Origin of the sequence: Streptomyces tirandamycinicus, from assembly GCF_003097515.1 — a bacterium.
Lineage (GTDB): Bacteria > Actinomycetota > Actinomycetes > Streptomycetales > Streptomycetaceae > Streptomyces > Streptomyces tirandamycinicus.
Map to the genome: position 1 here is coordinate 1851382 of NZ_CP029188.1, position 26282 is coordinate 1877663.

General features: G+C 72.6%; 17 protein-coding genes. 5 read left to right on the plus strand and 12 right to left on the minus strand.

What is annotated here, in order from left to right; all coding sequences use genetic code 11:
- Nucleotides 1-97 precede the first annotated feature (97 nt).
- Nucleotides 98-352 carry a 50S ribosomal protein L27 gene (rpmA, locus tag DDW44_RS08255; RefSeq protein WP_017944923.1) on the minus strand — a complete coding sequence of 85 codons (255 nt, stop codon included), beginning with the start codon at nucleotides 350-352 and terminating at the stop codon, nucleotides 98-100.
- 14 nt (nucleotides 353-366) lie between these two features.
- The gene (rplU, locus tag DDW44_RS08260; RefSeq protein WP_017944922.1) at nucleotides 367-687 is read right to left on the minus strand and encodes a 50S ribosomal protein L21; all 321 of its coding nucleotides are present in this window, start codon (nucleotides 685-687) and stop codon (nucleotides 367-369) included.
- Nucleotides 688-1288: 601 nt separating this feature from the next.
- Here rplU and DDW44_RS08265 point away from each other — a divergent pair.
- From DDW44_RS08265 to DDW44_RS08285, 5 genes are all read left to right on the plus strand, one after another.
- Nucleotides 1289-1885 carry an acyltransferase gene (locus DDW44_RS08265; protein ID WP_108908762.1) on the plus strand — a complete coding sequence of 199 codons (597 nt, stop codon included), beginning with the start codon at nucleotides 1289-1291 and terminating at the stop codon, nucleotides 1883-1885.
- 643 nt (nucleotides 1886-2528) lie between these two features.
- Nucleotides 2529-4037 (plus strand): D-glucuronyl C5-epimerase family protein, encoded by a 1509-nt coding sequence (locus tag DDW44_RS08270; RefSeq protein ID WP_244223984.1) that lies wholly within the window; start codon nucleotides 2529-2531, stop codon nucleotides 4035-4037.
- A 251-nt stretch (nucleotides 4038-4288) separates the two neighbouring features.
- Nucleotides 4289-5392 (plus strand): non-hydrolyzing UDP-N-acetylglucosamine 2-epimerase, encoded by a 1104-nt coding sequence (gene wecB / locus DDW44_RS08275; RefSeq protein WP_026281690.1) that lies wholly within the window; start codon nucleotides 4289-4291, stop codon nucleotides 5390-5392.
- A gap of 145 nt (nucleotides 5393-5537) precedes the next feature.
- On the plus strand, nucleotides 5538-6950 hold the full coding sequence (locus DDW44_RS08280; RefSeq protein WP_108906018.1) for a glycosyltransferase: 1413 nt from the start codon (nucleotides 5538-5540) through the stop codon (nucleotides 6948-6950).
- The gene (locus DDW44_RS08285; RefSeq protein ID WP_108906019.1) at nucleotides 6947-9082 is read left to right on the plus strand and encodes a glycosyltransferase family protein; all 2136 of its coding nucleotides are present in this window, start codon (nucleotides 6947-6949) and stop codon (nucleotides 9080-9082) included. Before DDW44_RS08280 ends, DDW44_RS08285 begins: the two co-directional genes overlap by 4 nt.
- 159 nt (nucleotides 9083-9241) lie before the next feature.
- Here DDW44_RS08285 and galE read toward each other — a convergent pair whose 3' ends face one another.
- The 10 genes from galE to rodA all read right to left on the minus strand — a co-directional run bounded on the left by galE (nucleotide 9242) and on the right by rodA (nucleotide 26282).
- Nucleotides 9242-10210 (minus strand): UDP-glucose 4-epimerase GalE, encoded by a 969-nt coding sequence (gene galE, locus DDW44_RS08290; protein WP_018890013.1) that lies wholly within the window; start codon nucleotides 10208-10210, stop codon nucleotides 9242-9244.
- An 80-nt stretch (nucleotides 10211-10290) separates the two neighbouring features.
- Nucleotides 10291-11574 carry a nucleotide sugar dehydrogenase gene (locus DDW44_RS08295; protein WP_108906020.1) on the minus strand — a complete coding sequence of 428 codons (1284 nt, stop codon included), beginning with the start codon at nucleotides 11572-11574 and terminating at the stop codon, nucleotides 10291-10293.
- Nucleotides 11571-13202: a glycosyltransferase family 2 protein gene (locus DDW44_RS08300; RefSeq protein WP_108906021.1), complete on the minus strand. Its 1632-nt coding sequence runs from the start codon at nucleotides 13200-13202 to the stop codon at nucleotides 11571-11573. The genes DDW44_RS08295 and DDW44_RS08300 overlap by 4 nt, the downstream gene beginning before the upstream one ends.
- A complete protein-coding gene (locus tag DDW44_RS08305) occupies nucleotides 13199-14212 on the minus strand; it encodes a Gfo/Idh/MocA family protein (protein WP_018890015.1) in 1014 nt (337 codons plus the stop codon). Before DDW44_RS08305 ends, DDW44_RS08300 begins: the two co-directional genes overlap by 4 nt.
- Nucleotides 14209-15327 carry a DegT/DnrJ/EryC1/StrS family aminotransferase gene (locus DDW44_RS08310; RefSeq protein WP_027731279.1) on the minus strand — a complete coding sequence of 373 codons (1119 nt, stop codon included), beginning with the start codon at nucleotides 15325-15327 and terminating at the stop codon, nucleotides 14209-14211. Before DDW44_RS08310 ends, DDW44_RS08305 begins: the two co-directional genes overlap by 4 nt.
- A 333-nt stretch (nucleotides 15328-15660) precedes the next feature.
- On the minus strand, nucleotides 15661-19752 hold the full coding sequence (locus tag DDW44_RS08315) for an Rne/Rng family ribonuclease (protein WP_108906022.1): 4092 nt from the start codon (nucleotides 19750-19752) through the stop codon (nucleotides 15661-15663).
- A gap of 235 nt (nucleotides 19753-19987) precedes the next feature.
- Nucleotides 19988-20776 carry a TIGR03936 family radical SAM-associated protein gene (locus DDW44_RS08320; RefSeq protein ID WP_108906023.1) on the minus strand — a complete coding sequence of 263 codons (789 nt, stop codon included), beginning with the start codon at nucleotides 20774-20776 and terminating at the stop codon, nucleotides 19988-19990.
- Nucleotides 20777-21076: 300 nt separating this feature from the next.
- Nucleotides 21077-23002, minus strand: coding sequence for a TIGR03960 family B12-binding radical SAM protein (locus tag DDW44_RS08325; RefSeq protein WP_108906024.1), 1926 nt, complete (start codon nucleotides 23000-23002; stop codon nucleotides 21077-21079).
- Nucleotides 23003-23082: 80 nt separating this feature from the next.
- A complete protein-coding gene (locus DDW44_RS08330; RefSeq protein ID WP_108906025.1) occupies nucleotides 23083-24849 on the minus strand; it encodes a CYTH and CHAD domain-containing protein in 1767 nt (588 codons plus the stop codon).
- Nucleotides 24850-25082: 233 nt separating this feature from the next.
- On the minus strand, nucleotides 25083-26282 hold the full coding sequence (rodA, locus tag DDW44_RS08335; RefSeq protein WP_017944906.1) for a rod shape-determining protein RodA: 1200 nt from the start codon (nucleotides 26280-26282) through the stop codon (nucleotides 25083-25085).

Genomic DNA, 26282 nt, shown 5'->3' on the forward strand with positions numbered 1-26282 from the left:
GCACGGGACGTCCGTGCCGATATGCCTGTCTGTCAACAAGCGAAAGGCGGACCTGCTTCCCGCCCGGGGAAGTGGTCCGCCCTCGCAAGAACTCCGGTCAGGCGACCGGAACGATGTTCACGACCTTGCGGCCGCGGAAGGTGCCGAACTCCACGGCACCGGGCTGCAGCGCGAACAGCGTGTCGTCGCCGCCGCGGCCGACGCCGGCGCCCGGGTGGAAGTGCGTGCCGCGCTGACGGACCAGGATCTCACCGGCGTTGACGACCTGACCGCCGAAGCGCTTCACGCCGAGCCGCTGAGCGTTGGAGTCGCGACCGTTCCGGGTGGACGATGCGCCCTTCTTGTGTGCCATCTCTCCTCAGTCCCTTACTTCGCAGCCGTGGGGATCGCCGTGACCTTGATCGCCGTGTACTGCTGGCGGTGGCCCTGACGACGGCGGTAGCCGGTCTTGTTCTTGTAGCGCAGGATGTCGATCTTGGCGCCCTTGTGGTGGTCCACGACCTCGGCCTGGACCTTGATCCCGGCCAGCACCCACGGGTCGCTGGTCACGGCGTCGCCGTCGACAACGAGCAGGGTCGAGAGCTCGACCGTGTCGCCGACCTTGGCAGTGGAAATCTTGTCAACCTCAACGATGTCGCCGACAGCAACCTTGTGCTGGCGACCACCGCTGCGCACGATGGCGTACACGCGGATCTCTCTCTCGCTCGTCACGGATACCCCTGATGCCAGCCGCCCGCACGGGCCGGGGCCCGGACTGTCCGCTGGGGATGGACGGCCTCTCCGGATCACGGACCCGGAGGGAGGTGCTCAGAAGCTGGCGTATGGAAACACGCCGACGGTCAAGGTTACGGGCAGCGCCGCAAGGGGTCAAACCAGCCCCGAGGGGCCGCACGGCAGCGGGGAACCGGCCACACCCCTTCCGCGACGGGCCGTGCGAGGGGCCGTGCGAGGGGCCGTGCGAGGGGCCGTGCGAGGGGCCGTGCGACGGACCTGGTACCAGATCAGTGCCGGGGCGTACAAGGGCTACTGGATGGGCGAGTCCTTCCCCAACGCCTTCCTGCGCGGTGAGTACCTGGCGACGGACTACCGGGTGCAGCGCACGCTGACGTTCCGCACCGACACCGACATCCCGGTGTACAAGTTCGGCACGAACGGCGCGGTCGGCTCCACCAGGAACGTCCGGTACGCGACCGCCACCACGGCGGCCTTCGACCGGAGGCCGATCGTGAACGGCCGGGGCGGGCGGCCCGTATGCTCGGCCGGAGGCCAGACACCGGAAGGCAGAGAAGTGAACTACAGGGTCCAGCCCAGCGCCCAGGTCGACGAGACCGCCGAGATCGGCGCCGGCAGCAGTGTGTGGGATCTCGCGCAGATCCGCGAGGGTGCCCTCCTCGGCGAGGGCTGTGTGATCGGCCGGGGCGCGTACGTCGGCACGGGCGTCCGCATGGGCGACAACTGCAAGCTGCAGAACTACGCGCTGGTGTACGAGCCGGCCGAGCTCGGTGACGGCGTCTTCATCGGCCCTGCCGTGGTGCTCACCAACGACCACAACCCGCGTTCCGTCGACCCCGAGGGCAAGCAGAAGCGCGGCGGCGACTGGGAAGCCGTCGGTGTGAGGATCGCCGACGGCGCCTCGATCGGCGCACGCTCGGTGTGCGTCGCCCCCGTCGCCATCGGCCGCTGGTCGATGGTCGCCGCCGGCGCCGTGGTGACGAAGGACGTGCCGGACTTCGCCCTGGTCGTCGGGGTGCCCGCGCGGCGGATCGGCTGGGTCGGCCGGGCCGGTGTACGGCTGGCCGAGCGGGAGGGCGAGCCGGGCGTCTGGGAGTGCCCGCAGACCGGCGCCCTCTACGAGGAGAAGGACGGCGTACTCACCGAGCGCTGACCCCACGGAACGCTCCGCGCCGCCCGCCGGGCCGGACCACCGCCACCGCCACCGCAGCGGGGCGTGGATGCTGCCCCCACCGCAGCGGGGCATGGATGCGGCCTCCCCGGCCCCTCGCGGGTGCGCCCGTACGGCGTTCCCCGGCGATCGCCGGCCGCATGACGAACGGTGTGGCCGGGTGACGGACGGGAGTGACGGACGGGGGTGACGGCCGGGAGACCGGCCCGACCGACTCGACCGGCCCGACCGGCCCGACCGGCCCGACCGGCCGATCGAGTCGGCCTCCCCGCTTCCGCGTGTCTGTCCCGGCTCCCGCCCGGAATGTCCGCATAGGATCCGCAGCCATCGCCGATCTTCCCCGGGGGCTTCAGGCATGGCTGAGAGCGGTGGCACCGCACGGAACCGTTCCGCACCGGAGAGCTCCGCACCGGAACACCGTGCGCCGGAGCGTTCCACACTGGACCGCAGAGGGTTCATCCGGCTCGCGGGCGGCACCGCGCTGGGCACCGCCCTCACCGGAACCGGAACCGGCACCGGAGCGGGTGCGGCGCAGGCCGCACCGGGCCCACCGGCCGCGGCCCGGCCGCTCCCCCGGGCCTCACTCCCACCGCTCCCGCCCCTGCCCGACCAGCTCTCGGGAGGAATGGTGACTCCCCCCGCACCCTCCGTCCGCGCCCCCCGCCCCGACGGCACCCCCGCCACCGCGGCCGTACGCGCCGCCCGCCCGGACGCCCTCCCGTTCGCGTTCCACGGCAACGGCTACACCGCGACGGAGCTGCCGGAGCGGCTGCGTCCCTGGCGCGACCGGCCCACGCCCTGGTCCGCCGTCACCCCGGACACCACGCACACCTACCTCGACCCCGACGGCGTCATCATGTACCGCCCGCGCAGGTCGGCCCCCGGGTACGACCAGCCCGTCACCCAGATCCAGTTCGGCCTCGGCTGCGCCGCCGCGTACCGCACCACCACGAACCCCGCGCGCAGGGCGCTGTACCTCCGGCGCGCCAAGGCCCAGGCGAAGCGCCTGATCGACAGGCGCGTCGAGGCCCGCGGAGCCTGGTACTTCCCGTACCCGTTCGACTTCACCCACGGCAGCCACAGCGGCATCTCCTACCGGGCGCCCTGGTACTCGGGGATGGCGCAGGGCGAGGCGATCAGCCTGTTCGTGCAGCTGTCCCTGCTCGACGGGGTCACGCCCGAGGAGCGGGCGCTGTACCGGACGGCCGCCGACGGGGCGTTCGCGTCGCTGCTGCGCTCGGACGACGGCGAGCCGTGGGTGGTGAACCGGGACGACGAGGGCTACCTGTGGATCCAGGAGTACCCGGTCGACCCGCCGGGCACCTCCGACCGCACGTACAACGGCATGATCTTCGCCATGTTCGGGCTGTGGGACTACGCCCGGATGACGGGGAACACGCTGGCGGCCCGGCTGTACGACGGGGCGTGCACCACCGTCGACCACTACTTCCCCACCCTGCGCAACCGGCGCTGGGCTTCCTACTACTGCCTGACGCACCGGATCCCGGCGCCCTCGTACCACCAGCACCACATCAATCTGTACCGGCAGTTGCACTGGCAGACCGGCAGTCCGCGCTTCGCCCACATGAGCGACCTGCTCACGGACGACCACCCCTCGGGCATCCTGCCGGAGGGGTCGCCGGTCGTCCTCGCCGCCGGTACGCACACCCTGTACCGCTACGACACCGACGCGGACGGTGACTTCGTCGCGGCGAGGGGTGACGCCGAGCTCGCGCGCAGGACGGTGAGCTTCCCCCGCACCACCCGGGCCACCGCGAACCGCCGCCGCCGGATCATGGGCCGCGGCGTGGCCTACCGGATCGACTCCGGACCCCACGCGGGCTGGTGGGCCGGCGAGTCGCACCCCAGGTGCCATCTGCTCGGCGAGTACCTCCCCAGCGACTACCGGCCCGGCCGGACGCTGACCTTCCCGGCGGGCAGCGTGGTGACCTGCCACCGCTACGGTGCGGACGGCGGCACCACCGCCACCCGCACCGTCGCGTTCGACCGGGCGTCCGGAGCGCCCTTCGACCGGCGGTCGGTCGTCGACGGACGGCCGATGTGCCGGATCGCCGGCGGGGCCCTGGAGGGCTTCTGGGTGCACGCCGGCGACGTCGTCACCGACGGGCGCTGAGCGGCGCCCGGCCCGGCCGCCCGGGACGGCCCCTGCTGCCCCGGTTTCGACCGAACCACGCACACGGTTCACACAATCGTTATGCGGTCCCCGGGTGATCGTCCAGGATGGGCTGACCTCTGCACGGGCGGCCTCCGACCGGGTGCGGCACCACGGCCCTGGCCCTGGTCAGTGCGCGGATTGCCTACCATTGCGAGCAGTGTGAGACCGTGACACGCCTGCCCACGCCGGACCGAGAAGAAGAGTGCTCAGTGAAAGTCATCAGCATCGTCGGAGCCCGTCCTCAACTGGTGAAGCTCGCCCCCATCGCGGCGGCGTTCGCGGAGACCGCGCACGAGCACGTCATCGTGCACACCGGACAGCACTACGACGCCGACCTCTCCGACGTCTTCTTCGACGGCCTGGGCATCCCCGACCCCGACGTGCACCTGGGCGTGGGCTCCGGCAGCCACGGTGTGCAGACCGGCTCCGTACTCTCCGCCCTCGACCCGGTCCTGGAGCGTGAGAAGCCGGACTGGGTCCTCGTGTACGGCGACACCAACAGCACCATCGCGGGCGCGCTCTCGGCCGTGAAGATGCACCTTCCGGTGGCGCACCTCGAGGCGGGCCTGCGCTCCTTCAACCGGCGGATGCCGGAGGAGCACAACCGCGTCCTCACCGACCATTGCGCCGACCTGCTGCTGGCCCCGACCGAGGAGGCCATGCGCCACCTCGCGGGCGAGGGCCTCGCCGACCGGGCCCGGCTCGCCGGTGACGTCATGGTCGACATCTGCCTGAAGATCCGGGACGCCGTACGCGCCGGGGAGCACCCCGCGCCGGCGCTGCCCGAGGGCATCGACCCGTCCCAGCCGTTCCTGCTGGCGACGCTGCACCGCCCGGACAACACCGACGACCCGCAGCGCCTCTCCGCGATCCTGGAGTCGCTGGCGAAGCTGCCGGTCCCGGTGGCGCTGCTGGCCCACCCTCGCCTGGTCGCGCGGGCCGAGGCGCACGGCATCAACCTGGCCCAGGGCAATGTGCACGTCGGCCGGCCGCTGCCGTACGCGGGGCTGGTCGCCGCCGTGCTGGCCTCGACCGGTGTGGTGACGGACTCCGGCGGCCTGCAGAAGGAGGCGTTCCTGCTGGAGCGCATCTGCACCACGGTCCGCCCCGAGACCGAGTGGGTGGAAACCGTCGACACCGGCTGGAACGTCCTTGTTCCCGACCCGCACTCGCTCTCTCCGGAGGAGTGGGCCGCGACGGTGACCCGCGCCGTGCCGACCGCCGACCCCGGCACCCCGTACGGTGACGGCCGGGCCGCCAGGAACGTTGTCCGGATCATGGAAGAGTGGAAGGGGGGCAGCCGGCACGCGTGACGGACCAGGGGCTCCGCGCCGCGCGCCCGCGATGGGCGACGCGGCGATCAGGTGGCCCGAATCCGTACATGTCACCGTGCTAGCGTCACCGACTATGTCAGCGTCTCCCGGGTCCGGGCTGCCCGCCGAAGGCAAGCGGCCTCATGTGATCTACCTCGCCATCGGGTTCCCGCCGGCCGCCAAGAGCTCGGCCTACCGTATGCGCGAGACCGCGAACCAGTTCATCAACGTGGGCTGGGACGTGACCGTCGTCAACGTCGCCCAGGAGTCCTGGGAGCGGGACTCCGGCGTCGACCTCACCCTGCTGGACCAGGTCGACCCCAGGGTCAAGATCGTCGAGCTGCCGCTGGCGCGCGAGGATCTCGAGACCGACATCCGCCTCTACGACGAGGCCCGCGCGCTCAACCCCAACGGCTGGGTCGCCCAGCTGCGCCGCCGCCAGACGAAGCCGTTCCCCGAGCCCAATTTCGGCGAGTGGCGCACCGACCTGGAGCAGGCGGTCCTGCGCATCCACCAGGAGCACCCGGCCGATCTGCTGCTCGCCAGCTGCGTGCCGTACGTGAACCTCGCCGCGGCCTGGAAGCTGTGGGAGGAGAAGCGGGTCCCGTACGCGGTGGACTTCCGCGACGGCTGGTCCATCGACGTCATCGAGGGCGTCGAGGCCTTCGGGCCCGACTCCGAGGAGGGCCGCTGGGAGCGGAAGATCCTCGACGAGGCCCTCTCCCTGTGGGTCGTCAACGACCCCATCGCCGACCACTACCGCAAGCGCTACCCGGACTTCGCCGACCGCGTCCACGTCGTGCGCAACGGCTACGACGCCGACAGCTCCCCGGGCCGGGCCCACGCCCCCGACCCCGAGTCCGGGCTGGTCTTCGGCTACCTCGGTACGGTCAACTTCACCCCGCAGCACCTGGAGACGGTGCTCAACGCCTGGAAGGCGGCGCGGGAGAAGGAGCCGCTGCTGGCCAACGCGCGCTTCGAGGTGCGCGGGCACATCGGCAACGGCGCCGGCCGGGAGGCGAACCGGCACACGGAGATCCTCAAGCAGGCCGAGGCCGACGGCGTCCACTTCGGCGGCCCCGCGGCGAAGGCCGAGGTCGCGTCGATCTACTCCGGCTGGGACGCCATGGTGCTGATCCTGATCGGCGGCCGCTACGTCACCTCCGGCAAGGTGTACGAGTACATGGCCACCGGCCTGCCGATCGTGTCGGCGCACGTCGTCGAGCACGACGCGTCGAACGTCCTGAGCGGGCACCCGCTGTGGACGGGCGCCGTCGGCATCGACGAGGAGGGCCTGACCGAGTCGTTCGTCCGGGCCGCCCACATGGCGGTGGAGACCAGCGACGAGGTGCACGCCGAGGCCATGGCCCACGCGGACCAGTTCACCCGCGAGGCGCTGATGACCGTGGCCGTGAAGAACCTCGTCGAGGAGTTCACGGCGAAGCACGCCGCACCGGGCACGCGGGAGGCCGCGCCCGGCGGTGCCGCGGCTGCGGGCACCGGGGACGTGGCGCCCCCCGCCGAGAAGTCGATCGTCGCCGGAGGACCCACCCCGTGACCGAAGTCCTGTTCGTCGCCGCTGCCAAGCCGCAGTTCGGCGTGCTCGCCGACTCGGTGCGCAAGTTCAACGCCCTGGGCGCGCGGGTGCACCTCGCGGCCACGTTCCACCTGGAGTCCTCCGCCGAGGAGGTCGCAGCGCTGGAGCTGTCCGGGCTGCACCAGCTGCCGCGCAGCGTCGCGCACCGCAGCCAGGCACTGCGCCGCAAGGCGCGTACGTCACCGCTGGGCATGCGGGTGTGGATGCAGGCCAAGCGCGACTCGTGGCTGCGGGAGCGGGCCCGCCGGGCGGACGTCATGGTCGCGCTCGACCCCGGAGCCGTGTACACCGTGTGGCGGCTGGCCCAGTACAACCGCGGCGCCGCCGCCGTGTTCGGCCTGGCGCCGGGCCTGAAGGCCGTCGAGGGCCTGACCGCGCAGGGCGGCAGTGTGCAGCGCCGCTCGGTGCTGCCGCCGCTGGACGCGGTGGCCCGCGACGTCCGGCGCTCAGTGGACGGGCTGCCGGCCGCGGTGATGCGGACCGCGACGGCACGTCCCGTGATGCGCTCCACCGTCGGGGCCCGGCTGTGGCGCACCGCCGTCACCGCCCCCGGTGTGCCGACCCGGGTGCGCGCCGCGACCTCCCGTTATGTCGCCGAGGGCATGCAGTGGGCCGGCCGCACGAGCGGTGCCGCCATAGCGCTCGCCGACGCCGCGTCGAAGATCCCGGACCTCCGGCTCAAGGCGCAGCTCCTCGACGAGGGCGTGATGAAGGAGATCGCGAAGGGCCTCAACCCGCGCCATCTCGACAGGGCGGTGGCGGCCCAGCTCGCCCACGCGGACCGGGAGTTCGCCGCCGGGCGCCTGGAGACGGCGGCCGGAGCGCTCGACCGTGCGCTGTTCCTGCACTTCCACCGGGTGCTGCACATCGACCAGCTGTCCTCGCCGCTGGCCAAGGACGCGGAGGGCTTCGTCGCCCCGCTGTACCGCTCCGGGGCGATGCGGGCGCTGAGCCGTCCGCAGGGCCGGCGGACGCCGTACAAGAAGGCGCCCACCGACCGGCCGCTGCGGCTGCTGGTCACCACCAGCGCCAACGACAACTTCCTGCACCACATCCTGGACCACTTCGGCGACCACCCCGGCGTCGAGCTGCGCTTCCTGGACCTGGCCGCTTCGAAGCACCTGAAGCGGATCGCGTGGGCGGGCCGGCGGATGCTGGAGGACCGGCTGTCCGGCGGCAGCAGCGACTACCAGGAAGAGGTGGAGCGGCTGTTCCGCCCCTACCTCGACTGGGCCGACACGGTGTTCCTGGACTGGTCGGTGGGCCCCGCGGGGATGCTCACCACCATCGACCCGGGCGACACCCGGATCGTGGTCCGGCTGCACAGCTACGAGGCGTTCACGCGCTGGCCGCACATGACGGACTTCTCCCGGATCGACGACCTGGTCTTCGTGGCCCCGCATGTGAGGGACCTGGCGGTGTCGCTGGTCCCGCAGCTGCGCGGCGACCGGGCGCCCCGCTTCCACCTCGTCGACAACGCGATGGACCTGTCCGGCTTCGCCCGGCCCAAGCCCGCCGAGGCCCGGTTCAACCTGGGGCTGATCGGGATAAGCCAGGTCGCCAAGGACCCCAAGTGGGCGGTGGACGTCCTCGAGCGGGTCCGCCGGCACGACGAGCGCTACCGGCTGATCCTGGTCGGCGGGGACATGGACCCGAAGACGAGCATGGCGACCCGCGAGTACCGCCGCGAGTTCGAGAAGGAGCTGGCTCCCCTGGAGGAGTCGGGCGCCGTGGTCCGCCTGGGCCCGACGGACGACGTTCCGTCGAAGCTGCAGGAGATCGGCACCATCATCAGCTCCTCGGTCCGCGAGGGCTGCCATGTGGGTCTGATGGAGGGCGCGGCGAGTGCCGCCGTCCCGGTCGTCCGCGACTGGCCGTTCTACGCGGGCAAGCCGAACAGCGCCCGCACCCTCTACCCCGAGGGCTGGGTCGTCGGCTCCCCCGAGGAAGCGGCGAAGCGGATCCTGGAGGCCACCGCCACCGAGGAGGCGTGGCGGAACGCGGGCAAGCTCGCGGCCGAGCACGCACTGTCCGCGTGGGACTGGCCCGTGGTGCGGAAGCACTTCGAGAAGCTGTTCCTCGAGGACCGCTAGCGAGCTGCATGCAGCAGGAGGGGCCCGGGACGATGTCCCGGGCCCCTCCTGCATCCCTCGGGCCTCCCGGTGCGGCCGGTGCCGGCCCGATGCGGTGTCCGGTGGCCCGCTGCGGGCCGGCCGGGCCACCGCCTCCGGCTTCCTACGGGCCACCGCCCCCTACGGGTGCCGCAGCCGCCAGCCCGCCCACGCGGACTCGACCATCTCCCGCACCTCGTGGCGCGCGCTCCAGCCCAGCTCCGCGCGGATGCGGTCGGCGGAGGCCACCACCCGGGCCGGGTCGCCCGGCCGGCGGTCCGTGACCTCGGGCTTGACGTCCGGGTGACCGGTGACGTCCTGGATGATCCCGACCATGTCGGCGACCGAGACGCCCTCGCCGCGGCCGATGTTGAGGATCAGCCGGGCCTCCGGGTCGGCGGCGAGCCTGCGGGCCGCGGCGACATGGGCGGAGGCGATGTCCTCGACATGGATGTAGTCGCGGATGCAGGTGCCGTCCGGCGTGGGGTAGTCGTCGCCGAAGATCCGCGGCGCCTCGCCGGACGTGAGCCGCTCGAACACCATCGGCACGAGGTTGAAGACGCCCTCGTCGGCGAGCTCGGGCGTGGCCGCGCCGGCGACGTTGAAGTAGCGCAGCGAGGCGGTGGCGACGGGGTGGACCCTGCCGACTGCCGTGACCAGCCACTCACCGGCGAGCTTGGTCTCGCCGTACGGGTTGATGGGCGCGCACGGCGTCTCCTCGGTGACCAGGTCGACGTCCGGCATGCCGTACACGGCCGCGGAGGACGAGAACAGGAACCGGCTCACCCCGGCGGCGACCGCGGCGTCGAGGAGGACCCGGAGTCCTTCGACGTTCTCCCGGTAGTAGTGGAGCGGCTTCTCGACGGACTCGCCCACCTGCTTCTTGCCCGCGATGTGCACGATGCCGGTGACGGCGTGATCGCGCAGGACGCGGTCCACGGTGTCGCGGTCGAGGACGGTGCCGATCTCCAGCGGCACCCCGGCGGGCAGCCGCTCGGCACGCCCCGTGCTCAGGTCGTCGAGGACGACGACGTGTTCGCCGCCCTCCGCCATCGCCTTCACCACGTGCGATCCGATGAAGCCGGCGCCGCCGGTGATCAACCAGGTCATGGGAACCTTCCTGCAAGCGGGCCCTGCCCCACGCGTGCGCGGGGCAGGGCCGGGTCGTCGCGTACGGAGCGGGCCGTCCGTCAGCCGCCGATGACGACGCGGCGGACGCCCTCCCAGCGGGTCGGGTCGGTGGTGCGGCGGCCGTCGACCAGGACGGTGACGTCCGGCAGGTCGGAGGCGGCCAGCTCGCGGTACTCGGCGTGGTCCGCCTGGAGGACCGCGGCGGTGACCTTCTCGCCCCGGTGCGGGGTGAGGCCGTGCGCGGCCAGCTCCTCGGCGGTGTACATCGGGTCGGAGACGAACGGCACCGCGCCGCGGGCCTTGAGGGCCTCGACGGTCCCGAAGACGCCGGAGAACGCGGTCTCCTTCACACCACCGCGGTAGGCGGCGCCGAGCACGAGCACGTTGACGCCCGCCAGGTCGCCGTAGGCGGCGGCGAGCAGGTCCACGGCGTACTCGGGCATGGCCGCGTTGGCCTCGCGGGCCGAGCGCACCACGGTCGCCTCCGGGTCGTTCCACAGGTACATCCGCGGGTAGATCGGGATGCAGTGGCCGCCGACGGCGATGCCGGGCTGGTGGATGTGGCTGTAGGGCTGCGAGTTGCAGGCCTCGATGACCTTCTTGACGTCGATGCCGTTCTTGTCGGCGAACCGGGCGAACTGGTTGGCCAGACCGATGTTGACGTCGCGGTAGGTGGTCTCGGCGAGCTTCGCGAGCTCGGAGGCCTCGGCGGTGCCCAGGTCCCAGACACCGTTCGGCTGCGGGAGGTCGCCGCGCTCGTCGAAGTCCAGGACCTGCTCGTAGAACTCCACACCGCGCGCGGTGGAGGCCTCGTCGATGCCGCCGACCAGCTTGGGGTAGCGGCGCAGATCGGCGAAGACCCGGCCGGTGAGCACGCGCTCCGGGGAGAACACCAGGTGGAAGTCCTCGCCCGCGGTGAGGCCGGAGCCCTGCTCCAGCATCGGTGCCCAGCGGGTGCGGGTGGTGCCGACCGGCAGGGTCGTCTCGTACGAGACCAGGGTGCCGGGCTTGAGGCCCTTGGCGATGGCCTGGGTGGCGGAGTCCATCCAGCCGAAGTCCGGGGTGCCCTCGGCGTCCACGAACAGCGGGACGACGACCACGACCGCCTCGGACTGCGCGACGGCCGCGGCGGTGTCGGTGGTGGCGGACAGCAGCCCGGCGTCGACGGCCTGCTTCAGCTTGACGTCCAGGTCGTGCTCGCCGGGGAAGGGCTCGGTGCCGGCGTTGACCAGCTCGACGACCTTCTCGTTGACGTCGGCGCCGATGACCTTGTGGCCCTTGGCGGCGAACTGCACGGCGAGCGGAAGCCCGATCTTGCCGAGCGCGACTACACAGATATTCATCGGGTCAGTTTCCTCTTCACACGGGACATCAGGTGACGCAGCCGGCTGCGCTCGCCGGACGGCGAGGACTCCCAGAGCGGAGCCGTGGTGATGACGAGCCGCCCCTTGGCGTTGGCGTTCGCGGAGACACGGTACGGGACCTTCTCGCGCCAGCGCCGGGCCAGCGGCAGCGGCCGGTCCAGGGTCCTCACCGGGACCTCGTACGTCGAGCCCGCCACGTCCAGATAGACCCGGACGCCGAGTTTGGCCCTGACGGGCTCGACGGGGATACGGGCGGTGAGCACCGTCCCCGTGCCGTCGTCGGTGCCGGTGCGGCTCAGCTCCCCCGCCGGGGCGGGGAGCTCGCTGCCCACCGGCAGCCTGCGGGCACCCGGCTTGTCGGCGCTCTTCGGCATCGCCTTGCCCGCGAGGCGGATCACGGCGCGGTCCGTCTCGCCCGTGACGGGGACGCGCACGGACAGGACCGCGGTCAGGTCCCCGCCCTGCTGCTCCCACCGCGCCGAGACCAGCCCGGTGCCCTCGGCGAGCTGCTTGGGCACGGACTCGCCGATCACCTCGTACAGCCGGTCCGGCAGCGCCAGGGCAGGGTCGCGGAACCCGGGGTAGCGCAGGAACGCCCGGCCGTCCTCCAGCAGCAGCGGAGGGGGCCCCGCGGCGGCCTCCTCCTCGATGGCGCGCACCAGTTCGGTGACGGCGCCGCGCTGGGCCAGCGCGATCCGCACCCGGCGCCGGACGTCCATCGCGTCGCGGAGCGGTTCGGTGAAGTAGTCGTCGGCGAGGGCGGCGATCCCGGCGCAGACCTGGACCTGCGTCGGACGGTCGAGTGCCGGGAAGTCGTGCTGGACCAGCTTGGCGAGCTCCCAGGTGAAGTGGCGCCGGAACACCGCGTCACGCTGCGGGCCCGCCTCGATCAGCCCGGCCGTGAACTTCATGATCTCGGCGGTGCAGCGCAGCCGCGCGAGGTGGTCGGCGCGGTAGGTGATGTTGCTCGCGTCCCCGCGCTTGACCGCGTAGTAGTACGTGTAGTCCGCGAGGACGGAGATCTTCCGCGCCCGGACGCAGGCCTCGATCGTGAACGGCTGGTCGCTGCCGACCGGCAGGTCCTCGGGGAAGCGCAGCTTGTGCCGCTCGACCAGTTCGCGCCGGAACAACTTGGTGTTGGCCAGCGTGAAGGGCAGCGCCGAGTCGTACAGGCTGACGTCCGGGTCGCTCTTCTTGTAGAGCGCCTGGTGGACGTAGCGGCCGTTGGTGCCGACCATCTTGCCGACGACGACGTCGGAGCCGTGCTCGTCGGCACAGGCCACCATGCGCTTCAGCGCGTCCTCGCCGAGGCGGTCGTCGGAGCCGACGAAGTACACGTAGCGGCCGGTGGCCACCTCCAGGGCCCGGTTGCTGGGCGCCGCCGGGCCTCCGGAGTTGGGCTGGTGGATCACCTTCACGGTGCCGGGGTACCGCTCCGCGAAGCGGTCGAGTTCCCGGCCGCTGTCGTCGGTCGAGCCGTCGTCGACGGCCACGACCTCCAGCCGGTCCACTCCGATGCTCTGGTTCACCAGCGACTCGAGGCACTCGGTGAGGTACGGCATCGTGTTGTAGACGGCCACGACGACGGTGACATCCGGGGTGGTCAACTGGCCACGCCCTCCGGGTCCAGCCGCACGGTCGTCCCGCTCTTGGCGGAGTCGATGACGGCGGCGGCGACCTCGACGGTCCGCAGGCCCTGCCGCAGCGTGCAGATGTCCTGGGACTTGCCGAGCACCGCGTCCCGGAAGAGCTCGTGCTCGACGAGGAGCGGCTCGCGCTTGGGGATCGCGTAGCGGATCATGTCCCCCTCGGAGACACCGCGGAAGGCCTGCAGGGCCTCCCACTCGGTCGCCACGGCCGCGTTGGAGTAGAACGTCAGGTCGGCGGTGAGGGTGTCGGCGATGAAGCAGCCGCGGTCGCCGGTGACCGAGGTGAAGCGCTCCTTGAGCGGGCTCAGCCAGTTGACGAGGTGGCTGACCATCGTGCCGTCGGAGAGCTTGCCGACGGCCGAGACCATGTCCTCGTGCGGGCGGCCCGACTTGGAGACGGTGTGCGCCGCGATCGACGTGTACTGCTGGCCGGTGACCCAGGCCGTCAGGTCGATGTCGTGGGTGGCGAGGTCCTTGACCACGCCGACGTCGGCGATGCGGTGCGGGAAGGGGCCCTGGCGGCGGGTGACGACCTGGAAGACGTCCCCGAGCTCGCCGGCCTCCAGCCGGGCGCGCAGGCTGCGCAGGGCCGGGTTGCAGCGCTCGATGTGGCCCACGCCGGCCACCAGGCCGCGCGTCTCGAAGGCCTCGACCAGCCGGCGGGCGCCCTCGACGGTGTCCGCGACCGGCTTCTCGATCAGCGCGCCGACGCCGGCCTCGGCCAGCTTCAGGCCGACTTCCTCGTGCAGTGCGGTCGGGCAGGCCACGACGGCGTAGTCGATGCCGAGCGCGATCAGCTCGTCGACGGTGGACAGCACGGGGGCGCTCTGCGCCCAGCCGTTCTTGTCCCCCATGGGGTCCACGACGGCGACGAGTTCGACGCCGTCGAGCCCGGCCAGTACGCGGGCGTGGTGGCGTCCCATGGAGCCCAGGCCGATCAGGCCGGCCCGCAGTGCGGCGGCGGTCACAGGTTCTCTCCCAGCGCGTTCACGGCGGTGACGATGCGCTCGAGGTCGCCCTCGGTGAGCGACGGGTGGACGGGCAGCGACACGACCTCGGCGGCCGCCCGCTCGGTCTCGGGCAGGTCCCAGTCGCGGCCTGCCTTCTGGTCCGGCTCCCAGTACGGCTTCAGCCGGTGGATCGGCGTCGGGTAGTAGACGGCGTTGCCGACACCCGCCTCGGTGAGCTTCGCCATGGCGGCGTCGCGGTCACCGCGGACCCGGATCGTGTACTGGTGGTAGATGTGGCGTGCGCCCTCCGCGACGACCGGGGTCACCACGCTCGCCGCGGTGATGTTCTCCGAGAGGTACGCGGCGTTGGCGATGCGCTGCTCGGTCCAGCCGGGCAGCTTGGCGAGCTGGACGCGCCCGATGGCGGCGGAGACGTCGGTCATCCGCATGTTGGCGCCGACGATCTCGTTCGCGTAGCGCTGCTCCATGCCCTGGTTGCGCAGCAGCCGCAGGGTGCGGGCGACCTCGGCGTCGCCCGTGGAGATCATGCCGCCCTCGAGGCTGTGCATGTTCTTGGTCGGGTAGAAGCTGAACGTGCCGCCGGAGCCGAAGGCGCCGACCGGGGTGCCGTTCAGCGCGGCCGCGTGCGCCTGGCAGGCGTCCTCGACGACGGCCAGCTTGTGCTTGTCGGCGATGGCCGTGATCCGGTCCATCGCGGCAGGGTGGCCGTACAGGTGCACCGGCATGATCGCGGCGGTACGGGGGGTGATCGCGGCCTCGACCGCGGCCGGGGAGAGGCAGTACGTGTCCGGGTCGATGTCGGCGAAGACGACGTCGGCGCCGACCAGGCGGACCGAGTTCGCCGAGGCGGCGAACGAGAACGACGGGACGATCACCTCGTCACCCGGGCCGATGCCGAGAGCCATCAAAAGGAGGTGCAGCGCGGAGGTGCCGGAGTTGACGGCCACGCAGTGGCGGCCGTCCACGAGCTCCGAGAAGCCCTCCTCGAAAGCGGCCACCTCGGGGCCCTGGACCACCCGGCCGCTGCGCAGCACGCGTACGGCCGCTTCGATCTCCTCTTCACCGATGACCGGGCGGGCAGCGGGGATGGGCTGCGCGTTGCTGCTCGGCATTGGACGTCCTCCTTGAACACCGCGAGAGCTCTATATGGCAGAGGTCAGGGGTCTGCGGGGCGTCTTCGGGCCGCGCGAACCCCTCCGGCGTGATGGCCGACGCCCTACCGAGGAATGCTGGGACCGGTCTGTCCCTTAACCGGGCCGGTCACCGACCGTAGTCTCCGGGTGAGTCCTCGGCACGGCAGCGACCGCCGTCACATTATCAGGGATTTCCCAGGCAATTTCCGGGCCGTTAACGGCCCCAGGCATCAATTCCGAAACAAATGGCGTGTCCCGCCCCCGAGTCCGCGGGGGCGGGACACGAACATTCAACCACCGGTCATGGATTGTTCAGCTCTCCGCCGAAGCCGTCACGGTCGGCAGGCTCTGCTGCTCCGCCGCGGCGGTCTTCTTGGCGGCCGACTTGGCCGCCTTCTTGGCGGTCGTCTTCTTCGCCGCGGTGGTCTTCTTGGCCGCCGTCTTCTTCGTGGCGGCCTTCTTCGCCGTGGCCTTCTTGGCGGTCTTGCGGACCGTCTTCTTGGCCGGGGCCTCCGCCGGCTCCTCGGCGGGTCCCGCGTCGGCCTCCGCACCGGAACCGGCTCCGGACTCCGCACCGGGCTCCTGGGGCGCGACGACCACGACGACCGCCGCGTCGTCCGCTCCGGACGGCGAACCCGCCGGGGCGGTGACCTTGCGGGTCACCCGGCGACGGGCACGCGGCGGCGCGGCGACGGGAGCCTCCTCGGCCGGTGCCTCCGGGGCCCCGGCAGCGGGCGCCCCGGCCGGGACCTCGGCGGCCTCGGTGGCCTCGGTGGCCTCGGTCACGATCTCGGCGGCCTCGCTGCCCTTCGGGGAACCGGCCGGCGCCGACGCCTTGCGGGTGGCCCGGCGGCGGGTACGGCCCACGGGAGCCGGCTCCTCCACCGCGGCGGGCACGGCCTCGGGCCCGGCGACCGGTTCGGCGGCCGCCTCGGCACTCTCCCGGGCCGGCACCTGCTCCGCCTGCTGCACCCCGGCCTCGACCGTCTCGGCGTGCTTCGGCGCGCCGGCCGGTGCGGTCGCCTTGCGGGACGCCCGGCGACGGCCGCGGCGGGAGGCGGCGGCCTCCGCCTCGGCGGCGCTGCTGTAGAGCTCCTCGTCGGGGGCGAAGGCCGGCTCCGGAAGCGCCGTCGGCGCCGCGGCCTCCGCCGCGACCTCGGCCTCGGTCTCCTCGATCTCGCTCGGCGGGGCCTCGGCGCCCGGCGCCTCGACGACCACCTCGTGCTCGTGGACGTGCTCGGCACCACCGCGGCCGCGCTTCTTGCGCTTGCCGCCGCCACCGCCGCCGACGGCCGCCGGCTGCTCCATGTGCACGATCACACCGCGGCCGTTGCAGTGGACACAGGTCTCGGAGAACGACTCCAGCAGCCCCTGGCCCACCCGCTTGCGGGTCATCTGCACCAGGCCCAGCGAGGTCACCTCGGCCACCTGGTGCTTCGTGCGGTCCCGGCCCAGGCACTCCAGCAGGCGCCGCAGCACCAGGTCGCGGTTGGACTCCAGGACCATGTCGATGAAGTCGATGACGACGATCCCGCCGAGGTCCCGCAGCCGCAGCTGGCGCACGATCTCCTCGGCCGCCTCCAAATTGTTCCTGGTGACGGTCTCCTCGAGGTTGCCGCCCTGGCCGGTGAACTTGCCGGTGTTGACGTCGACCACGACCATCGCCTCGGTCTTGTCGATCACCAGCGAACCGCCGGAGGGCAGCCAGACCTTGCGGTCCAGCGCCTTCATCAGCTGCTCGTCGATCCGGTGCACGGCGAACACGTCGGTCTCGCTGGTCCAGCGCTGCAGCCGGTCCGCCAGGTCGGGCGCGACGTGCGACACATAGCCGTGGACGGTCTCCCACGCCTCGTCGCCGCTCACGATGACCTTGGAGAAGTCCTCGTTGAAGATGTCGCGGACGACGCGGACGGTCATGTCCGGCTCGCCGTAGAGGAGCGTCGGCGCGTTGCCGTTCTTCGCCTTCTTCCGGATCTCCTCCCACTGGGCCTGCAGCCGCTCGACGTCACGGCGCAGCTCGTCCTCGCTGGCGCCCTCCGCGGCGGTGCGCACGATCACACCCGCGTCCTCGGGGACGATCTTCTTCAGGATCGTCTTCAGCCGGGCCCGCTCGGTGTCGGGGAGCTTCCGGCTGATGCCCGTCATCGAGCCCTCGGGCACGTACACCAGGTACCGGCCCGGGAGGGACACCTGGCTGGTGAGCCGGGCTCCCTTGTGGCCGATCGGGTCCTTGGTGACCTGCACCAGGACCGACTGGCCGGACTTCAGCGCGGACTCGATACGGCGCGGGCCGTTGGCGAGACCGAGCGCCTCGAAGTTCACCTCGCCCGCGTACAGGACGGCGTTGCGGCCCTTGCCGATGTCGACGAAGGCGGCCTCCATCGACGGCAGGACGTTCTGCACCTTGCCCAGGTAGACGTTGCCGACGTACGACGTCGACTGCTCCTTGTTGACGTAGTGCTCGACCAGCACGTTGTCCTCGAGGACGCCGATCTGGGTGCGGTCGCCGTGCTGCCGTACGACCATCACGCGCTCGACGGCCTCGCGGCGCGCCAGGAACTCCGCCTCGGTGATGATCGGCACCCGGCGGCGGCCCTGCTCGCGGCCCTCACGGCGGCGCTGCTTCTTCGCCTCCAGCCGGGTCGAGCCCTTGATCGACTGCACCTCGTCCGACGGCTCCGCCTTGGGGCGGGGCTCGCGGATCTTCACCACCGTGCGCTCCGGCTCGTCGGCGCCGGGCTCGGGCTCGGCGGCGTCACCGCTGCGACGGCGCCGGCGACGGCGGCGACGGCTGCTGCTGGTGCCCGCGGCGGACGGAGTGGCGGCGTCCTGATCCTCCTCCTCGTCGCCCTCGGGCTCCGGCTCCTCGTCGGCCCCGGCCTCATGCTCCTCGTCGGTCCCGGCCTCCGCCGCGTCGGCCGACTCGCCACGGCGACGGCGGCGGCCACCGCGGCGGCGACGGCGGGAAGGACGGCCCTCGTACTCGTCGGACTCCTCGGTGTCGTCGGACTCCGGTTCCTCGGACTCCGGCTCCCCGGACTCGACCTCGGCCTCGTCGGCCGGCTCGGTCTGCGTGGTCTCGACGGCGGGCGCGGACTCGCCGCGACGGCGCCGGCGGCGACGCTGGGCGCTCGCGGCGGCCGGGGCCTCGGTCTCCGCTGCCTCATCGGCCTCGCCGGCCGCTTCGCCCTCGTCGGAGGCGGCGGCAGCGGCGGCAGCGGCGGCGGTCTCCGGGGTCTGGAACACCGGCTCGGTGAAGACCGGGGCCTGGAACACCGGGACCGCGGGCCGCCCGGCCCGGCGTCCGCGGGCGGCCGGCCCGGTCCGCTCCCCGCGCTCCTCGCCCCCGTCACGCTCCTCATCGGCGCGCTCGTCCTGCACGGGCTCGGCGGCGGCCCGCTCGGCGGTGGCCCGGCGGCGGGTACGGCCCCGCGCGGCGGCCTTCCCCGCCGCCTCGACCTCGGCCTCGTCGGCGGCGATGCGCGCGACGGTGTCCGCGGGCAGGCTCTCACCCGCCGCGGCCCCGTCCGCGTCGGCCGTCTCCGGCGCACCGGCCGGGGCGGCGGCCCGGCGCGTGGCACGGCGACGCGTGCGGGCGCGCGGCGCCTCCTCCGCCGTCTCCCCCGCGGCCGGTGCGTCCACGGCAGCAGGCTCGCTGGTCCCGGTGGTCCCGGTGGTCTCGTCGGCCGTCTCGGCGGCCTGCGGCGCGCCCGCGGGGGCGGTGGCCCGGCGGCGGGTACGGCGCACGGGCTCCTCGGCGGGCCCGGTTTCCGCGGCGGTCTCGCTCACGGCACCTTCCTCGATGTCTTCGTCGGCGTCTGCGTCGGTGGCGGCGACGGCCGCAGGCGCCGGAGCGGGCGAGGTCGCGGGCGCCTCGGCGGAGGCGGGCTCTGCGGCGGCCTCGGCGGGGTCCGGCGAACCGGCGGGCGCGGTCGCCTTGCGGGTAGCCCGGCGGCGGGTACGCGGCGCGGGCGCCTCGGCGACGTCGTCGGCGACGTCCTCGGTGGCCGGAGCGGGGCTTCCGGCTGCGGTTGCTTCGGCGGATGCCTCGGCGGGGGCGGCCGGCTCCGTCACGGGAGCGCCGGCGGAGGCGGGCTCTGCGGCGGCCTCGGCGGGGTCCGGCGAACCGGCGGACGCGGTCGCCTTACGGGTCGCCCGGCGGCGGGTACGCGGCGCGGGCGCCTCGGCCACGTCCTCTGCGGCCTCCGCGGCCTCCGCGGACGGTATGGCCGCCGAGAGGGTCGCCGTCACATCGGCGACGGTCTCCACCTGCACGGCACCCGCCGGCGGGCCCGCCGGCCGCGAAGCGGCGCGGCGGCGGCGCGGCGGCAGCGTGTCACTCGGGGTGGAGCTGTCGTTCTCTTCGGTGTCCCCGGTCGCACCGGGGTCCTTCGGTTCGAGCATGCGGGCGGTTCTCCCGTCACGCTCCCGGGCGCCGAGCCTCGATCCGGTCCGGTGGCGCGTCCCGCGTGATGAGTGCGGGGCCTCCGTCCGGGGCGCGGGCGCCGCACGGGAGCTGTATGTCTGGCTCGCCGGTTCCGTACGCGTTGTACGCACGGCCTGGCGAAAGTCTCCTGGTCTTTGCGCTGCCCGACCCAGGTGGCTCCCGAGTACGAGGGCGGCGCTACAACGACTGCCCCTACGCGGAACCGGTACCCGCGGGCACCGTCGCGGCGGCTGCGGCGGCCCCTGAGCGATCGGCCGGGGCGGCCGTGACTGCCTCGCGGTCGGGCGCGAGCGGATCGGTCACCGTGCCGGACTCCTCGTCGAAGAGCCCCTGCGCCAGCCTGGTCACCGCTGCGGGGACCGGCGGCGCCAGGTCGGCCACAGCTCGGAGACCGGACAGGACGTCGTCGGGTCGCACGGCAGGTGTCACGTGCCGAACAACCAGCCGCAGTATCGCACAGGGCCCCTCTTCGGGCCTATCAGGCTGTGGACAACTCGCCTGCAGGTCGACCACCGCACCACGGGTGTCGAAGGTCCGCATCCCGTTCTTGGTCTTGCGCCGGACCTCGACGGCGTCCGCCGCGAGGAAGGCGGCGATCGCCTTCTCGGCCTCCTCCACCGGGACACCGCCGAGCCGCAGCTCCCACACGGACGCCGTCAGCCGGTCGGCCAGCCCCGACGTGCGGGCCTCGACGGCGTCGACGACGTCGAGCCCGTCGGGCAGCGACTCGTCGAGGAGCTCACGCAGCTCCGCCGGGTCACGGTGATCGGTCAATGCGATCTCGAGGTACTCGGCCTCGGAGCCCGTACCCGTGGGGGCGGCGTTGGCGTACGACACCTTCGGGTGCGGGGTGAAGCCCGCCGAGTACGCCATCGGCACCTCGGCGCGGCGCAGCGCGCGCTCGAAGGCGCGCTGGAAGTCGCGGTGGCTGGTGAACCGGAGGCGGCCTCGCTTGGTGTAGCGCAGTCGGATGCGCTGCACCGCGGGTGCGGGCGGTGGGCCTTCGGGCTGTCGCTTGCCCAGTGGTTCCTCTCCTCGGTGCGGGGCGGACGCCTTCCTGCGCCGCCCTTCGTGGCCTTCGGACCCCGGGTGCGCGGCCCGCCCGGTCACCCCCGCTCGTGCGGGGAGAACCCGGGCCCGGGCGCCGCGCCGGGGACAGTCGGTGTGTGTTGCGTACCACCCAGGTTACGCGCCCGGGCGGCTGCCGGTTCCACGGCCCGGGGCCCAGGGACGCGGCAGCCCGGCCCGGGGCTCTCCCCGGGCCGGGCTGTCACGGCGGCGCTACTTGACCACGGTCAGCGGCAGCAGCTTCTTGCCGGTGGGGCCGATCTGAATGGCCGTGTCCATCTGAGGACACACCCCGCAGTCGAAGCACGGAGTCCAGCGGCAGTCCTCGACCTCCGTCTCGTCCAGCGCGTCCTGCCAGTCCTCCCAGAGCCAGTCCTTGTCGAGACCGGAGTCCAGGTGGTCCCAGGGCAGGACCTCCTCGTAGGTGCGCTCGCGGGTCGTGTACCAGTCGACGTCCACGCCGAGCCCGGGGAGCGTCTTCCGGGCGCACTCCATCCAGCGGTCGTAGGAGAAGTGCTCGCGCCAGCCGTCGAAGCGGCCGCCGTCCTCGTAGACGGCGCGGATCACGGCGCCGACGCGGCGGTCGCCGCGGGAGAGCAGGCCCTCCACGATGCCGGGCTTGCCGTCGTGGTAGCGGAACCCGATGGAGCGGCCGTACTTCTTGTCGCCGCGGATCTTGTCGCGGAGCTTCTCCAGGCGGGCGTCGGTCTCCTCGGCGGAGAGCTGCGGCGCCCACTGGAAGGGGGTGTGCGGCTTGGGCACGAAGCCGCCGATGGACACCGTGCACCGGATGTCGTTGGAGCCGGAGACCTCGCGGCCCTTGGCGATGACGTTGACCGCCATGTCGCCGATCTGCAGCACGTCCTCGTCCGTCTCGGTGGGCAGGCCGCACATGAAGTAGAGCTTCACCTGGCGCCAGCCGTTGCCGTAGGCGGTGGCGACGGTGCGGATCAGGTCCTCCTCCGACACCATCTTGTTGATGACCTTGCGCATGCGCTCGGAGCCGCCCTCGGGGGCGAAGGTCAGACCCGAGCGGCGGCCGTTGCGGGTCAGCTCGTTGGCCAGGTCGACGTTGAAGGCGTCGACACGGGTCGAGGGGAGGGACAGGCCGATCTTGTCCTCCTCGTACCGGTCCGCGAGGCCCTTGGCGATGTCGCCGATCTCGCTGTGGTCGGCGGAGGACAGCGAGAGCAGGCCGACCTCCTCGAAGCCGGTCGCCTTGAGGCCCTTGTCGACCATCTCGCCGATGCCGGTGATGCTCCGCTCCCGGACGGGTCGCGTGATCATGCCGGCCTGGCAGAAGCGGCAGCCGCGGGTGCAGCCGCGGAAGATCTCGACGGACATCCGCTCGTGCACGGTCTCGGCGAGCGGGACGAGCGGCTGCTTGGGGTAGGGCCATTCGTCCAGGTCCATGACGGTGTGCTTGGACACGCGCCACGGCACGCCGGACCGGTTGGGTACGACGCGGCCGATGCGGCCGTCGGGGAGGTACTCGACGTCGTAGTAGCCGGGGACGTACACCCCGCCCGTCCTGGCCAGCCGGAACAGCAGCTCCTTGCGGCCGCCGGGGCGGCCCTCGGCCTTCCAGGCGCGGATGATGTCGGTGATCTGCAGGACGGCCTGCTCGCCGTCACCGATCACCGCGGCGTCGATGAAGTCCGCGATGGGCTCCGGGTTGAAGGCCGCGTGGCCGCCGGCGAGCACGATCGGGTCGTCGTCGGTGCGGTCCGCGGCCTCCAGCGGGATGCCGGCCAGGTCGAGGGCCGTGAGCATGTTGGTGTAGCCGAGTTCGGTGGAGAAGCTCAGGCCGAGGACGTCGAAGGCCTTCACCGGGCGGTGGCTGTCGACCGTGAACTGCGGGACGCCGTGCTCCCGCATCAGCTCCTCGAGGTCCGGCCAGACGCTGTAGGTCCGCTCGGCGAGGACGCCCTCGCGTTCGTTGAGCACCTCGTAGAGGATCATGACGCCCTGGTTGGGCAGTCCGACCTCGTAGGCGTCCGGGTACATCAGCGCCCAGCGCACGTCGCAGCTCTCCCACGGCTTGACCGTGGAGTTCAGCTCACCACCGACGTACTGGATGGGCTTCTGCACATGCGGGAGCAGAGCTTCGAGCTGTGGGAAGACCGACTCGGCAGACATCAGGAACCTTCGTGGACGGGCAGAGGGAGATTCTCAAGCGTAACCCGATCGTGAGGAGGTCCCGGCCGCCCGGGGCGCGGTCAGCCCCTGAGCGCGGTGCGGAACTCGGGCCGGGAGGCGTCCGCCCAGACGGCGGGCAGATCACGCTCCCGGTCGGCGGCGGTCGCCTGCTCCGATCCGAACAGCAGTCCCCAGGTGAATGCGGACTCGCCGGCCGCGTGGGCCTGGACGGCGAGGTCGCGGAGGGTCTCGCGGGCGACGACGCTGTCCTGGTGGTCGCCGAGGACGGTCTGGACGGCCTTCATGCGCTTGGCGAGCTTCTTGGCGGGCTTGCCGAGTGCGGGGGTGACGGCCTCGGCCGCGTACCGGGCGCGCTTGGCGGCCTTGCGGGCGTCGTGCATGGCCGTGTCGCGGTCGTGGCCGGCGGGGAGGCCGAGGGCGTGCTCGACGCGGCCGGCGAGCCGGTCGTAGTCCTTGAGTACGGCCTTGGGCAGGGCGACCGCGGGCTTCGCGGTTGCTGCGGGGAGCAGCGGCGGCTCGTCGAGGAGCGCGTCGAGGGTGTCGAGGAGGGCGAGGTAGCGCCCGGTGTCGAGCACCGCGACGGAGCGGCGGCGCGCGTCGGCGCGGTGCGCGGTGGCCCAGATCCGGAGCCTGCCTCGGACGGGGCCGAGCTGGAGCCGGCGTGGCAGGGCGTCGAGGCGGGCGCGCAGCCGTTCGGACATCACTTCCTGGTCGCGAGCCGCGCCCAGTTCGCCCGCCAGCCATTTCAGCTCTTCGCCGACCGGGGCGGTGGCCTTCGGGTCGATGATCTTCCGGAACGTCTTGAAGGCGCTGCGCATACGGCGGGTGGCGACCCGCATCTGGTGGACCGCGTCGGGGAGGTCGCGGCGTACGGCCGGGTCGAGGGCGACCAGGGCGTCCCGCTGCTCGCGCAGGTAGGCGAGGACGTGTTCGCCCGCGTGCGTGGGCTTCAGCCGTGCCCCCCGGGGGCGGACGCTCTTGGCGGCCTCGGGGGCCTTGGGGGCGCGTACGGCGCCGGCCGGGGCGAAGGCGTCGGCGTGCCGCGAGGAGCCCTGTTCGTCGGCCGGTGCGGGGGCGGAGGGCGTGCGGTCCTCCACGGCGGAGGTGGCGCGGCCGGTGGCGGCGGCCGCCTTCCGGGCCGCGGCGGCCGCGGCGACTGGGGCGACTGGGGCGGCCGCGGCGACTGGGGTGGTTGGGGCGGCTGCGGCGGTGCTCGCGGCCGGGCCGGGTGCGGTCTCCGCAAGGGCCCTGGCGAGCTTGGACGGGGAGGACGCGGGCGTGATGCCGGCCTTGCGGAGCCGCTTCTCCACGCGGTCCAGCAGGGCGGGGTCGGCGCCGTCGGCCAGCTCGACCTCGATCTCGGTCCACTCCGCCGTGCCGTCGCCGGGTGCCAGGCGTTCGGCGTGCACGGTGTCGCGGGAGAGCTCGGCGAGGAGCCGGCCGCGCTCGTCGACGAGGTGGTGCACCTCGCGGTCGGAGCGGAGGCGGACGACGGCCGTCAGGGGGGTGGCCCGGGTGCGGGAGCGGACGAGTCCGGCGAGGGGGCGGGGGACCGTGTCCGCCAGGGGGGCGTGGATCTCCTCGCGGATGCCGGTGGCGACGGGGAACTTCAGGTGCCAGCCCTCGTCGGTGCCGCCGGTGCGGCGGCGCAGCGTGATGCCGTCGGCGGCGAGGCGCAGGCCGGGGGTGTCGTAGTAGTCCGCGTCGAGCCCGGCCACGCCCTTCGCGACGACATCCGCGATCCCGGCCGCGCCGGTGAGGTCCGGGATCTGTGTGTCGGGTGTGGCTTCGTACTTCCGCTCGATCTCTCGCTTCGTCTCCGCCATGAACTGAATCTATCCGCCCGGTGTTGTTCTAAGCGGTCGCGGCGAAGTCCGGAGCTGATCCTTTGGCCGGGTTTCGACCGCGTCCGGCACCGGCGGGGCGGGAGCGCGGTCCGCCGGGTCCGCCCGGTCGGCCCGGAGCGTGGGTCGTGGGTCGTGGCGTACGGCCGCCCGGTCGTCGCGGGTCGTGGGTCGTGGCGTACGGCCAGCCCGGCCCGGGCGGGAGGAGGACCGGGTCAGGCGGACATCGGGCGCTGCACCTTGATGGACTGCAGCAGTCCGACGGCCACCCACACGGCGAACATCGACGAGCCGCCGTAGGAGACGAACGGCAGCGGCAGTCCGGCGACGGGCATGATGCCGAGGGTCATCCCGATGTTCTCGAAGGACTGGAACGCGAACCAGGCGATGATCCCGGCGGCGACGATGGTGCCGTACAGCTCGGTGGTGTCGCGGGCGATGCGGCAGGCGCGCCACAGGACGACGCCGAGCAGGACGATGATGAGCCCCGCTCCGACGAAGCCGAGCTCCTCACCGGCGACGGTGAACACGAAGTCGGTCTGCTGTTCGGGTACGAACTGGCCGGTGGTCTGGGAGCCCTTGAACAGGCCGGTGCCGAGCAGCCCGCCGGAGCCGATGGCGATGCGTGCCTGGTTGGTGTTGTAGCCGACGCCGGCCGGGTCGAGTTCGGGGTTGGCGAACGCGGCGAAGCGGTTGATCTGGTACTCGTCCAGCAGGCCGAGGACGGTGACCAGTACGGCGCCGCCGATGCCGGCGCCGATCAGCCCGAAGATCCAGCGGTTGGAGGCGCCAGAGGCGAGCAGGACGCCCAGGACGATCACCACCATCACCATCACCGAGCCGAGGTCCGGCATCAGCATCACGATGATCATGGGCAGGACCGCCAGGCCCAGCGACTTCGCGACGGTGCGGTGGTCGGGATGGAGCTGGTCGCCGGCGTCGACCTGGGTCGCCAGCAGCATCGCCATGCCCAGGATGATCGTGATCTTCACGAACTCGGAGGGCTGGAGGGAGAAGCCGCCGCCGAGCACGATCCAGGCGTGGGCGCCGTTGATGGTCGCGCCGAGCGGGGTGAGCACCAGGGCGACCAGCACCAGGGAGATGCCGTACAGCACGGGCACGGCGCCGCGCAGGGTGCGGTGCCCGAGCCAGACGGTGCCGACCATCAGGGCGAGCCCGATGCCGGTGTTGAGCAGGTGGCGCAGGAAGAAGTAGTACGGGTCGCCGTCGTTGAGCTCGGTGCGGTTGCGGGTCGCGGACCAGACGAGCAGGGAGCCGAGCAGCGACAGGGTGAGTGCGGAGGCGAGCATCGGCCAGTCGAGCCGGCGGATTATCGAGTCGCGGGCGAGGAGCTTGGCGAGGCCGCCGCGCTCCGGCGCGTACCGCGAGACCGAGAAGCCGTGGGGTCCGGCCAT

What these genes read in the sequence shown, in the direction of transcription:
- DDW44_RS08270 (WP_244223984.1), top strand. Translation starts at nt 2,529, where the DNA reads ATGGTGACTCCCCCCGCACCCTCCGTCCGCGCCCCCCGCCCCGACGGC.
- rpmA (WP_017944923.1), bottom strand. Translation starts at nt 352, where the DNA reads ATGGCACACAAGAAGGGCGCATCGTCCACCCGGAACGGTCGCGACTCC.
- DDW44_RS08315 (WP_108906022.1), bottom strand. Translation starts at nt 19,752, where the DNA reads ATGCTCGAACCGAAGGACCCCGGTGCGACCGGGGACACCGAAGAGAAC.
- galE (WP_018890013.1), bottom strand. Translation starts at nt 10,210, where the DNA reads ATGACCTGGTTGATCACCGGCGGCGCCGGCTTCATCGGATCGCACGTG.
- DDW44_RS08325 (WP_108906024.1), bottom strand. Translation starts at nt 23,002, where the DNA reads ATGTCTGCCGAGTCGGTCTTCCCACAGCTCGAAGCTCTGCTCCCGCAT.
- DDW44_RS08330 (WP_108906025.1), bottom strand. Translation starts at nt 24,849, where the DNA reads ATGGCGGAGACGAAGCGAGAGATCGAGCGGAAGTACGAAGCCACACCC.
- DDW44_RS08295 (WP_108906020.1), bottom strand. Translation starts at nt 11,574, where the DNA reads ATGAATATCTGTGTAGTCGCGCTCGGCAAGATCGGGCTTCCGCTCGCC.
- DDW44_RS08310 (WP_027731279.1), bottom strand. Translation starts at nt 15,327, where the DNA reads ATGCCGAGCAGCAACGCGCAGCCCATCCCCGCTGCCCGCCCGGTCATC.
- rodA (WP_017944906.1), bottom strand. Translation starts at nt 26,282, where the DNA reads ATGGCCGGACCCCACGGCTTCTCGGTCTCGCGGTACGCGCCGGAGCGC.